Here is a 2810-nt window from a genome sequence, read left to right as displayed (position 1 = left end):
GAGCTTGCGGCCGAGCTGGCGAAATGGGGCGGGAGCGCGAAAACGAAACTATACTTGGCAGATTATTCGGAATTTTACAAAAAAACGCTCTCCATGCCGCCGAAATACGAACTGGTGCTGTTCAGGAAATTCATCTACTTGCTGGCGCAGGAAATAGCAGAAAAGGAGGATGCGCTCGCCATAGTGAGCGGGGACTCGCTGGGCCAGGTGGCCTCCCAGACATTAGAGAACATTTATGCGGTAAACAGGGGGCTGGGAATGCCTGTGTTCAGGCCGCTGGTTGGGATGGACAAGAGCGAGATAATAGGAATTGCGGAAAAAATAGGGACGTACGGGATTTCAATAAAGCCGTACAAGGATTGCTGCTCGCTCGTTGCGGCGCCCAATCCGGAAACGAGAGCGGATGCTGATTTTGTGGATAAAATCGCTGAAAAAATAGATATGACTGGGATAGTGCGCAAAACAATGGAGAATGCGAAAATCCTTGAGATTTGATTCAATCAGCGCTTTGCTTCCTTATCCAATTTCCTCTTTATCACTTTCAGGGAAACGAAGCTGTCCCTTTCCAGCTCATCAAGCTTGAAGGAAATCATCTTCTGCTGGCCTTCGAGCCTTGGAATCATTATGAATTCCAGCGAATTCACCCTTCTCTTGGTCTTTTCTATCTCGCCTATGAGCCGCTTTATCGCAATCTCGGTTTCAGCAAGCTGGATTGCCATGTCCAGCACGTCCTCGTACTGCTCCATGGTCTTTTCCAGCATCGCCGTGGTTCCGATTATCGAGTAGCCCCGGTCCAGGTAGGGCTTGTGCTCTATGGATGAGGTGATATTGGGTATCTTCACTCCCATCACGTTCTTCACCTGCACGTCCACGTCCATCTTCCTCCTGTTCGAGAGCGCGACCGCTTCAAGCTCGAAAGCCGAATGGTGGGCCTCGGAAACCGCGAGGGAAGCGTATGCGTCCTTCATGCGCAGATTCAGTTCGGACCTTATGTCCTTTGATTTTTTCAGGATTTTAAAAAATTCGAGAATGAGCGCGTCCCGCTTCTGCTTCAGGAGCTTGTGGCCCTTCCGGGCAAGGGAGATTCTGTCCTTTATCTTCAGCAGTTCCATCCTGGTTGGGTTCGGCTCCTCTGCCATCTCATCATCCGCTCAAATTCACTTCTTTTCCTTCGAAGGGGATTTCTCCTCCGGCTTCGGCTCTTCTTTTTTCTGCCTTCCATGGAGATACTTGGCGATGTGCTCCTTCTTCACCCTCTTCAGCTCTTCTTCTGGGAGCAGCGAAAGGAGCTCCCATCCGAGGTCCAGGGTCCTCTCTATCGTCCTGTCCTCGTACGGGCCCTGCCTCACGAACTTGTTCTCGAATTCGTCGGCGAAGCGCAGGAACTTCCTGTCGCTTTCGGTGAGCGCCTCTTCCCCTACGACCGCGCTCAGGCTTCTCAAATCCCTCCCGGTCGCGTAAGCGGCGTACATCTGGTCCGAAACGCCCTTGTGGTCCTCGCGGGTCTTCTCAGGCCCGATACCAAGGCTCATCAGCCTGGAAAGCGAGGGAAGCACGTCCACCGGCGGGTAGATGTTCTTCCTGTGCAGGTCCCTTGCGAGCACTATCTGCCCTTCGGTGATGTAACCCGTCAAATCCGGAATCGGGTGCGTCCTGTCGTCCCCTGGCATCGTGAGTATTGAAAGTTGTGTTACGGTCCCCTTCTTGCCCTTCACCCTTCCCGCCCTCTCGTAAATTGTGGAAAGGTCCGTGTACATGTATCCCGGGTATCCTCTCCTTCCAGGCACTTCCTGCCTCGCTGCTGCGATTTCACGCAGGGACTCGCAGTAGTTGGTCATGTCCGTGATTATCGCTAGAACGTGCATGTCGTGCTCGAACGCGAGGTATTCCGCGACCGTGAGCGCAATTCTCGGGGTGATTATCCTTTCCACGCTCGGGTCGTCTGCAAGGTTTAGGAATATCGCGGATTTCTCCAGCGCCCCTGTCCTTTCGAAGTCGCGCATGAAGAAGGACGCTTCCTCGTGCGTTATTCCTACAGCCGCGAAAACGACCGCGAAGTCCTCTTCTGTGCCGCGCACTTTCGCCTGGCGCGCAATCTGCGCCGCGAGCTGGTTGTGCGGCAAACCTGAAACCGAGAAAATCGGGAGCTTCTGCCCTCTCACGAGGGTGTTCATCGCGTCTATCGTGGAAATTCCGGTCTGGATGAAATCCGCGGGAGTGGCTCTCGAATACGGGTTTATCGGAAGCCCGTTTATGTCCAGCTTCTTCTCAGGAACTATCCTGGGCCCCTTGTCCTTGGGCTCGCCCATTCCTGTGAACACTCTTCCGAGCATGTCGGTGGAAAGCCCGACGCGCATGGTCTCGCCGAGGAATTTGACCGAGCTCTGGGTGGTGCTTATCCCGGCGGTGGTGCCGAACACCTGCACAACGGCTATGCTCTCGCTAACATCCAATACCTGGCCTTTTTTCCTCTCGCCGCTGCCCAGTATAACTTCCACTATTTCGCCGTAGCTCACTCCGCTAACTCCCTCAACGAAAACCAGCGGGCCTGCGATTTGGTTAATGGTCTTGTATTCTTTCATGCGAACCACCTATTTCTTGGCAACCTGCGCGAAGTCGGATTCTATCTCCTTTATGAGCTCGCTGAATTTCGGGAGCTCGGCCTCGCTTATCTCCTTCATCCTCCCTATGGAAGTCCTTGCGGGCACGCCCTGGATTCTCTTGAGCTGCACCCCTATGTCCACCGCGTGCATCGCCTTGTCGTGGAAGGCCATTATGCATTTCAGCATCATGTTCTGCTTCTTGAAGCT

The 2810-nt window shown here is 53.8% G+C and carries 4 protein-coding genes; 1 reads left to right on the top strand and 3 read right to left on the bottom strand.

Annotated elements, in window-relative coordinates; translation table 11 throughout:
- Positions 1–495: tRNA 4-thiouridine(8) synthase ThiI (locus WC488_05350; protein MFA5077822.1), on the top strand; the 495-nt coding region annotated here is incomplete at its 5' end.
- Between the two features lie 5 nt (positions 496–500).
- Here WC488_05350 and WC488_05345 read toward each other — a convergent pair.
- The 3 genes from WC488_05345 to WC488_05335 all read right to left on the bottom strand — a co-directional run.
- Positions 501–1139, bottom strand: a complete 639-nt coding sequence (locus WC488_05345; protein MFA5077821.1) for a V-type ATP synthase subunit D — start codon at positions 1137–1139, stop codon at positions 501–503.
- A gap of 18 nt (positions 1140–1157) precedes the next feature.
- Positions 1158–2582, bottom strand: coding sequence for a V-type ATP synthase subunit B (locus tag WC488_05340; GenBank protein MFA5077820.1), 1425 nt, complete (start codon positions 2580–2582; stop codon positions 1158–1160).
- A gap of 9 nt (positions 2583–2591) precedes the next feature.
- Positions 2592–2810: hypothetical protein (locus WC488_05335; protein ID MFA5077819.1), on the bottom strand; the 219-nt coding region annotated here is incomplete at its 5' end.

The organism is Candidatus Micrarchaeia archaeon (assembly GCA_041650355.1).
Taxonomy (GTDB): Archaea; Micrarchaeota; Micrarchaeia; order Anstonellales; family Bilamarchaeaceae; genus JAHJBR01.
Note: the sequence above shows the minus strand (reverse complement) of the source record. Positions and strands in the feature narration are given on the sequence as shown.